Annotated in this window: 7 protein-coding genes; 2 read left to right on the top strand and 5 right to left on the bottom strand. The window is 51.5% G+C overall.

The window, feature by feature from the left end:
- The coding region (locus tag Q0294_RS13700; protein ID WP_299466331.1) for a GEVED domain-containing protein at positions 1–3,469 on the top strand (3,469 nt) is incomplete at its 5' end.
- Between the two features lie 92 nt (positions 3,470–3,561).
- Here the strand turns inward: Q0294_RS13700 and Q0294_RS13705 are convergent.
- The 3 genes from Q0294_RS13705 to Q0294_RS13715 form a co-directional block, all read right to left on the bottom strand.
- Positions 3,562–4,629 carry a tRNA-dihydrouridine synthase gene (locus tag Q0294_RS13705; protein ID WP_299466334.1) on the bottom strand — a complete coding sequence of 356 codons (1,068 nt, stop codon included), beginning with the start codon at positions 4,627–4,629 and terminating at the stop codon, positions 3,562–3,564.
- Positions 4,630–4,757: 128 nt separating this feature from the next.
- On the bottom strand, positions 4,758–5,384 hold the full coding sequence (locus tag Q0294_RS13710) for a Maf family protein (protein WP_299466337.1): 627 nt from the start codon (positions 5,382–5,384) through the stop codon (positions 4,758–4,760).
- Positions 5,385–5,404: 20 nt separating this feature from the next.
- Positions 5,405–5,665 (bottom strand): zinc ribbon domain-containing protein, encoded by a 261-nt coding sequence (locus tag Q0294_RS13715; RefSeq protein ID WP_299466340.1) that lies wholly within the window; start codon positions 5,663–5,665, stop codon positions 5,405–5,407.
- Between the two features lie 334 nt (positions 5,666–5,999).
- On the opposite strand from Q0294_RS13715, the gene Q0294_RS13720 reads away from it, so the two are divergent.
- A complete protein-coding gene (locus tag Q0294_RS13720; RefSeq protein ID WP_299466343.1) occupies positions 6,000–6,335 on the top strand; it encodes a prepilin-type N-terminal cleavage/methylation domain-containing protein in 336 nt (111 codons plus the stop codon).
- Here Q0294_RS13720 and hslU read toward each other — a convergent pair.
- Together hslU and hslV are read right to left on the bottom strand one after the other, a co-directional pair.
- Complete coding sequence (gene hslU / locus Q0294_RS13725; protein ID WP_299466346.1) at positions 6,325–7,692, bottom strand: ATP-dependent protease ATPase subunit HslU; 1,368 nt, start codon at positions 7,690–7,692, stop codon at positions 6,325–6,327. The two genes, Q0294_RS13720 and hslU, sit on opposite strands and share 11 nt — an antisense overlap.
- Positions 7,680–8,234 carry an ATP-dependent protease subunit HslV gene (gene hslV, locus Q0294_RS13730; RefSeq protein WP_299466349.1) on the bottom strand — a complete coding sequence of 185 codons (555 nt, stop codon included), beginning with the start codon at positions 8,232–8,234 and terminating at the stop codon, positions 7,680–7,682. The genes hslU and hslV overlap by 13 nt, the downstream gene beginning before the upstream one ends.
- Positions 8,235–8,479: the final 245 nt, after the last annotated feature.

Here is an 8,479-nt window from a genome sequence, read left to right on the forward strand (position 1 = left end):
GCTGGGAAATAATGGCGACTTCGCAACAACCAATAACCCAGGCGATTATGGCATTCGGATTTTAAACAGCCGTGATAATCCCGGGTTGGATGAATTTAACATGCCCAACCTCAGCCGCGTGATTGTCGGGGGTACGATCAACCAGCTCGGAATCAGCACCATCGGAATTGCGGAATCAATCGATGTCGGAAACTTTGATACGACAGAATCAGCCGTGGTTCTGCTCGATTTGCTCAGCAGTACTAGCTCGATCAACCCCAATTCGTTGAATAATATTATCAGAAACTTTACTTACACAATGACCGATCTGATTGGAGTGGCGGTCGGAAACATTGTGTCACACGAAGCGGGGCACTTCTTCGGCCTGTGGCATACCACCAACTTTAATTCCGCTTCTCAAATTATTGACATCGGCGGAAACCTGGACAACACGATCGGACTTGGTTTAGATGGCTTCTTCGGCACAACCGACGATGTTGATGTTGATTTTGGAACCGATTTTCTGACTTCATCATTTGCAGGTATCCAGGACAGTATCAACACACTGGCATTTGGGCTATCGACCAGCGGCAACTATGGTCTCGACTTTGGCGATGCCCCTGACACCTACCCCACGTTACTTGCCGATGATGGCGCCAGACACAACCTTGCAGGGGGCCTGACGCTTGGTACGTCAATCGACCTGGAACTGGATGCACTTGCCAGCGTGGACGCTTCTGGAGATGGCGCAGACGATGACGGCATTGTCTTCCTCTCAAACGGAATTTCCGAAAGCGATGCTTTCTCATCCATTGAGGTCGAGGTCTCTGGTGCTGGTGATGGATTCCTGCAAGGCTGGATCGACTTCAATCGCGATGGCATCTGGGACACCGGCGAGCAGATCATTACTGATGTTCAACTCACAGCAGGCACGCATACAATCCAGTTTGCTGTTCCTCAAGGTGCTGCTTTCAGTGTGGGTGAAACCTTTGCCCGCTTCCGATTCAGTACACAAGCCGGACTCGGAGTCACTGGCCTGGCACCTGATGGAGAAGTAGAAGACTACCGGGTCGATCTCACTGCTGCCCGTTACGGGACGATTATCTTTGACGACACTACTTACGATGCCGGAGATTTAATTACCATCACTGTCACAGATGGCGATTTACTCGGAGCCGGTTCGGTAAACGTACTCGTCACCACCACCGGAGGCGATTCCGAGACAGTCACTTTAACAGAAGTCGGCTTTGGAAAATTCTCAGGCACGATTCAATCCTCGCCCGGTACGCTCGTCACTGGCAATGGCATTCTGGAAGTGGTTTTCGGACAGACGATCACAGCAGCTTATACAGACGCTGATACAGGCGAAGGCCAGCCCGGCAACTTTCTGGGTAATTTTGTGGCATCCGGTTTGAACAGCCCGCGCGATATCGTGTTTGGGCCGCTGGGCGACCTCTACGTCAGTAATGGTTATGAAAATTCAAACGGTTCCGACCACACAGTCGAACGCTTCGATGGCCAAACGGGGCAATCCAAAGGCTCCTTTGTCATTCCGGGCTCGGGGGGAATTGATGTCCCCAATGGGATGGCATTCGGACCTGATGGAAACCTGTATGTTGCCAGTTCCAATACCGGACAGATCTTGCGTTATGATGGTCAAACCGGCGCGATTATCGGTAACGGCGAATTTGCTACGACCGGCTCCTTCTTTCAACCACGGTTTATCGCCTTTGGTCCTGACGGGAATCTTTACGTCGGAGACACGGGACCCCTTGATCGCATTCTTAAATTCAATGGCGTATCAGGAGCCTTAATTGAAACTTTTGTTGCTACAGGTGAAGGGGGCATGGGTACCCCCTACGGGATGGCCTTTGATGCTGCCGGAAATCTGTATGTGGCCAGTTACGACACCGACGAAATCCTGAAGTTTGATTCCAACGGTGATGTCGTTCCCGGCGGTCCTTTCATCGCCGCTGGCACGGGTGGTCTTGACAACCCGCGCGGCCTGACGATTGGCCCCGATGGATTGCTCTATGTTGCCAACGGTGCAACGGAAAGTATTCTCCGGTTTGATCCCCTGACAGGCGACTTCATTGATAATAATGATTACACTTTTGGAGCGGACATTCAACTGCCTTATGGTGTCACGTTCGGACCTGATAACAATCTGTACGTTGTCAGTACCGACTTGGGCACGGTGATGAAATTTGCGGGTCCGTTTGGGACGATCACTCCTACCATCATTACTACTACGGCGCTCATCGTCGCCAGCAACGGTGTTGATTTTGGGGACGCTCCCGATTCATTCCCCAACCTCATCGGTGATGTGCATGGAGAAGGCCCGCAACACGCAATCAATGCGAACGGTCTCTTCCTGGGTAATGGAGTCTCTGTAGATACCAATGGTCAGGAATCTCCGTTTGCCGATCTCGACAGCCAGGATGACGGAGTCCTGCTCAACACGATTATTGCCGGTGATACCTCTTCCACCATCACGATTCTTTCGTCAGGCAGCGGCTTTATTGATGCCTGGATCGACTTCAACGGCAACTTAATCTGGGAGCCCGAAGAACAAGTATTAAGCAGTCATGCTGTTGTCGCTGGTGCCAACTCCGTCTCGGTGATCTTGCCGCCAGGAGTTGTTGCAGGTGAAGTGGCCGCCCGATTCCGTCTGAGTTCCGCTGGTGGATTATCCACAACAGGAAATGCAGCGGACGGGGAAGTGGAAGACTATCTCGTCACAATCATACCGCAAAACTTCGTTGGTTTATTGCCAGACCCGAACCGTCCCGGAAAAACGGCCCTGTTTATTACGGGGACTCAGGGAAATGATGCGATTCTGATCACTGAAAATAATGCAGGTCTGATTCAGGTTCGGATCAACGGTGTCACGATCATCAATCCGTCTACTTCACAACCGAACTTTGCCCCTACCGGCGGCGTCTATGCCTGGGGCCTGGGTGGAAATGACCAGATCATCGCCGACGACACCTTCTACGACAGGGAGTCCATGTTCTTTGGTGGTGCTGGAAATGACTTGTTGGTCGGGGGCTGGGGCAATGATGTTCTGATCGGCGGAGACGGAAATGACACTCTTGAAGGGGGCCCTGATGGATTTGACATCCTGATCGGCGGTTTGGGATCCGACTTTGTACGCGGTCACAACGAAGCAATCTATACAAATTATGGACAGAACGGCGATATCCTGATTGGGGGATCCACTGTTTACGACAACGGGCTAACCCAACTCTACGGCATCCTCAAGGAATGGTCTTCTGCAACTCCCTTTGGAGACCGTGTCGGGAATATTCGCACACGCGTTGATAACACCGTTGCCGGCGTGAATAACATCAGACTCGACAGCACCACCGTCTACAACGATGGTGAACTGGACCAGCTCTACGGGGCTGTTGCCCGAGGCGATGACTGGTTCCTGCTTGACCTGGGACTGGATATTAACAACGCGGGTGGTAACGATATTCGGAACTAACCGCCAGCCGAGTCGATATTAACACAGCCTCTCTGGAGTCGGATTTCAGAGAGGTTGTTTTTATTTCTGGCATGACTGCCAATTATCTGTCGCTACCAGCGTTCCACCGGACCATTGGGAGTTTTGACTAAAGCAGTAGGCACTGACGATTCCCGCTCTCCATGCCGCAAATGAATCTGTGCCACGATTTCATGGAACTCGTCGATCGATTGAATCTGTCGCAATCGGTCTTCCAGATCTTCGGGGATTCCCAATTTGACGCCATACCAGGCGGCAAACTTTCGGATCAACAGGCAACCATAGTCTTCATACTGTTCCACCATCAGCGTGAAGTGCCGCACCAGAAATTGAATCTGCTCTTCCCGCGTCGGTTCCAGAACAGGTTCCCCCTGAATGGTCTGAGCAAGCTTGCGGAAAATCCAGGGATCAAGCATTGCCCCCCGACCGATTGAAACCGCTTCACAGCCGGTTTCCCTCCGCATATGGAATGCGTCTTCCACCGTACAAACATCGCCATTGCCAATCACGGGAATCTGCTGGACCGCTTCGACCGTCTGCCTGATTCCCTGCAGATCCACGGTGCCTCCAAATCCCTGATTGCGAGTGCGGCCGTGAATCGTAATCGCTGCCACTCCCGCTTTTTCGAATTCGCGCGCCAGCAGCGGTGCGGTAATGGAGTTCCGATCCCAGCCCAGTCGCATTTTCACCGTCACCGGAATCGAAACGGCATCGACAACATCAGCCACCATCTGGCAGGCCGCATCGGGAGCACACATGATCCGGGCGCCACCTCCGTTTCCGTACATTTTGGCCATCGGACAGCCCATGTTGAGATCGACGGCTTCATAGCCCTTTTGCTCTAACCAGCGCGCTCCTGCCACCAGCTCTGAAGTGAGGCCGCTATAAATCTGCACGGTCAGCGGTCGATCCTCTGCTGAAGTTTTCAACAACGCTTTTGCTTTCCGACTGCTGGAAAGCATTTGTGAAGCGAGTATCAGATCGGTCGTGCATAATCCCAATCCTCCCAGTTCTCGCAACGCAACGCGGAAAGCATACTGCGTATAACCGGCCAGCGGCGACAGAAAATAGCGCGAACTGAGAACGCGATTACCAATTTTGATTTCGGGAGATTCCGTGGAACTCCATTTGATCAGTGACATAAGAATCTTTTAAATTCAATCGAACCTGTGGCCAGGTTTAATGTAGCGTCTCCAGGACCAGTCGGAGCGAGTATAATAACACGGACGACGCTATGGTTAAATGGGACGCGCTCTAAAATAAAGCGGGTTTAATGCAACAGCCTGACTAAAATCTCCAGCGGTAATCCTACTACATTAGACAGGCTGCCTTCAATCCGCTGAACGAAAATACTACCTCCCCCCTGAATGGCATAACCTCCGGCTTTGCCCACCGACTCCTGAGTCGAAAGATACCAGTCCAGGTGCCTGTGAACAGCATCCCGCTCATGAAATGTCACCAGCGTTTCTGAGATTTCCGTCGTAAGCTGATCTTCCGTCCGCAAACAGAGCCCTGTCAGCACGCGGTGTGTCTTCCCCGCATAATCATCCAAAAACCAGTTTCGAACCGTCTGTTTCCATTCGGGTCCTGCAGGAGGTTGCCCTAACACGACGAATCCGGACGGTTCCCGCTCAACGACCACGATCGTATCCGCCGTCAGGATCGGACCAGTAACATTTTCTCGCGCATTGATCTGCTGGAAGACATCGTGGTTTTTTGTAGTGCAAATCGCAATCAGCCTTTTACGAATCGATTCCAGATCATGAAGTTGATCAAAACCTGCTTCTTCCGAATCCAGGGGAGGAAGCACTTCAATGGCTGCTTCGAGAACGATCTGGGACAGCAATTCTCTACGACGGGGAGATCGGGAACCCAGAATCATCTTATCAAATCTCATCAGCGTTATTCTCTTCTCGTTCAAGCTAGAAATATCAGACTCAAAATAGTGGCAATCACTCCCAGTATTCCCAACGTAATCCACCACCGGGGACGATCGCTGAAGGGGTGGGTATTGATTCCGACATACTCGCCACACACAGGACAGCTTACCGCGTCTTCGTAGACCTCGGCACCACAATTGGTACAGGGAACCGTCTCGGTTTCCAGCTCGTCGTCGAAGTCCGATTCCTCTTCATATTCGACATCGTCATCTCGATCCCAGTCCCAATCCTCATTCATGCCAATTCACTTTCCGAAAACGCTGTGTACGATTCTTTTCAGAGCAATGTTTAATAATTCATTCAGAGTGCTTCGGCGAAGAGCCCGTTTCGACTGATCCTGATTGAGACTCCGGTTAACTTGACGAAATATTAATTGATTGCGTGAGATCTTAACCATAGCGGGTATTTAAACATGGCACTTTATTTATTTGGTTGAACAACCGCCTGACTTTTTTTCGCAGAATGCTCTGGATTCAAAACACTTCTGTGGTGCCATAAAGACATTTTAGCACACCTCTGTAAACCTGCCAAAATTATCTGTGATTCGTCATATTACCCTAAGATGACTCAATTTGCAGCCTCACACTTCAGAACCAGACAAACGTCCTGGCTTTACGCTGATCGAACTACTCGTGCTGATTGCCATTATCGCAATTCTGATTGCCCTGGAATTACCGGCGGCGCAACAGGCGCGTTCAGCAGCCGACTGGTTGACTCTCCCAGCGACGGAAATGTCGTTGGTGAATTCTAAGACAGGATCGATTCCAAGAGGGAACCGACGTCTACGAAGACAAACCGGTTCCCAAAGGAAAGATCGCGTCGCTGGATCGAATTCTCTTGAGGACGCCCCGACCGTGAATGTCCGGGGCATCCTTGAGATTCGAAACCATGCGTGCGCTACAGAATGAACTTACTGAGGTCTTCATCCTCAACGATGGCGTGCAGTTTTTGCTGCACATAAGCCGCATCGATGGTAATTTCCTTCGCCTTCAGATCGGGTGCTTCAAAACTGACCTCTTCGAGCAGTCGCTCTAAAATCGTATGCAGTCGACGAGCACCGATATTCTGTGTGGTCTGATTCACCCGAAACGCGATTTCCGCCAGCTCTTCCAGACCGTCTTTTTCGAACTTGATCTTCACGCCTTCTGTTTTCAGCAATTCCTGATACTGCATTGTGATGGAACTGCTGGGCTCGGTCAGAATTCGCAGGAAGTCATCACGTGTCAGCTCCTGTAACTCAACGCGAATCGGAAACCGCCCCTGCAGTTCGGGCATTAAGTCGGAAGGTTTGGTCCGATGAAAAGCCCCCGCTGCGATAAACAGCATATAGTCTGTTTTCACAGTGCCGCTCCGCGTCTGCACGGTCGTGCCTTCGACAATTGGCAGTAAATCGCGCTGCACGCCCTGTCGACTCACATCACCGCCCCGACTCCCCCCTTCTTCGGAAGTACAGATCTTGTCGAGCTCATCGATGAAGATGATTCCGCTGCGTTCGGCCAGATCGATGGCTTCTTCGGCGATGGCATCCTTGTCCATCAGTCCTTCGACTTCCTGCTCAAGCAAAACCTTGCGTGCTTCTTTGACGGTCAGCTTGCGGCTCTTGCTCTGATGAGGCATCATGCGCTCTAACATGCCCTGCAAATCAACGTCCATCTGATCCATGCCCATATTCGAGAAAACCTGCACGGGCGAACTTTTCTGATCAATCGAAATCTCAACCTCTTTCTCTTCCAGATCCCCTTTGCTCAGCATTTTCCGAAACTTGTCCCGCGTGCGCTCGTAGCGTTCTTTCGAATCCTCTGCCTGTTCCTCTGCAGCAGAATCTGCAGTAGACATTTCCCAATCCGAGGGACGGGGCACGAGCAGATCGAGCAGACGCTCCTCGACACGCACTTTCGCCTTCTCGACCACTTCCACCCGTTTCTTTTCACGCACCAGATTCTTCGCGGCATCGACCAGGTCGCGGACCATGCTCTCGACATCGCGACCGTAATACCCCACTTCGGTGTATTTAGTCGCTTCCACCTTAATAAACGGCGCATCAATCAACTGAGCGAGGCGGCGGGTAATTTCGGTCTTGCCGACGCCGGTGGGACCGATCATGATGATATTTTTAGGCGTGATTTCTTTACGAATCTCTTCCGGCAACTGCTGCCAGCGCCAGCGATTTCGCAGGGCAATCGCCACAGCGCGTTTTGCGTCATCCTGACCGATAATATGTTTATTCAGCTCTGCGACAATCTGCCGAGGCGTTAACTCTTGCACTGCAGCTCCTCCACCATGATGTTATTATTCGTATAGATATCGATTTCCGAGGCGATGCCTAATGCTGTTTTCACAATTTCTGCAGCCGATAACTGGGAATGCGCGATGAGCGCCCGTGCGGCGGCTGTGGCATAATTTCCTCCGGAACCGATACCAATCACGCCATCAGAGGGAACCACCACATCTCCCTGTCCGGTGATGAGCAGGCTGTGTTCCTGGTTCACAACGACGATCAGTGCTTCCAGTTTTCGCAGAATCCGGTCGGTACGCCAGTCGCGTGCCAGTTCCGTTGCGGCGCGCGGCATATTTCCCGGATAGTCCTTGGCTTTGACTTCAAATCGCTCCAGCAGCGAGAAGGCGTCGGCGGTTGAGCCGGCAAAACCGCAGATGACCTGCCCGTCGAGGATCTTGCGAATCTTGCGGGTATCACTTTTCATCACTGTATTACCGTGCGTTACCTGACCATCCCCGCCGATGGCAACCATCCCCTGATGCCGGACTGTTAAAATCGTCGTGGAACGCCATTTTTTCTTTGAACTCATAATTGCTTCACATCTCATAAATAAATGCTGATACCAAAGCCGGACTCAACGCAAGATGAAACACCCCGGATGAAACACCATAGAACAGAGCCTCAACACATGCAACCATACTCAACCTGAATCATAGTCTGCAGCTATTGCGTTTTTCAATCGCTGCAGCGCTGCTCCTGTTTTATTTCACTCAAAGCAAAAGTGAACCTTTCATCCGCTGTTTGTACAACGAAATTGTAACCTGTCTGGTTCAC

This window comes from uncultured Gimesia sp., assembly GCF_937919775.1.
Lineage (GTDB): Bacteria > Planctomycetota > Planctomycetia > Planctomycetales > Planctomycetaceae > Gimesia.

Excerpts from the sequence above, each read along its gene's own strand:
- Q0294_RS13705 (WP_299466334.1), bottom strand. The coding sequence starts at position 4,629 with ATGTCACTGATCAAATGGAGTTCCACGGAATCTCCCGAAATCAAAATT.
- Q0294_RS13710 (WP_299466337.1), bottom strand. The coding sequence starts at position 5,384 with ATGAGATTTGATAAGATGATTCTGGGTTCCCGATCTCCCCGTCGTAGA.
- Q0294_RS13715 (WP_299466340.1), bottom strand. The coding sequence starts at position 5,665 with ATGAATGAGGATTGGGACTGGGATCGAGATGACGATGTCGAATATGAA.
- hslV (WP_299466349.1), bottom strand. The coding sequence starts at position 8,234 with ATGAGTTCAAAGAAAAAATGGCGTTCCACGACGATTTTAACAGTCCGG.